1 rRNA gene is annotated in these 201 nt (G+C 57.7%); it reads right to left on the bottom strand.

The features are described 5' to 3' along the window. Nucleotides 1-201 (bottom strand): 23S ribosomal RNA (locus JDF658_RS11820); the annotation flags it as partial.

The following is a 201-nucleotide window of genomic DNA, read 5'->3' as shown; positions in this document are numbered from 1 at the left end:
CTCCCGCTTCACCCTGGACATGGGTAGATCACCCGGTTTCGGGTCTACGGCAGCAAACTTATCGCCCTCTTCAGACTCGCTTTCGCTTCGGCTCCGGCTCCCCGCCTTAACCTCGCTTGCTACCGTAACTCGCCGGTTCATTCTACAAAAGGCACGCCATTACCCGCTAAATCGGGCTCTGACTGCTTGTAGGCACACGGT

This window comes from Carboxydocella sp. JDF658, assembly GCF_002049395.1.
Taxonomy (GTDB): Bacteria; Bacillota.
Note: the sequence above shows the minus strand (reverse complement) of the source record. Positions and strands in the feature narration are given on the sequence as shown.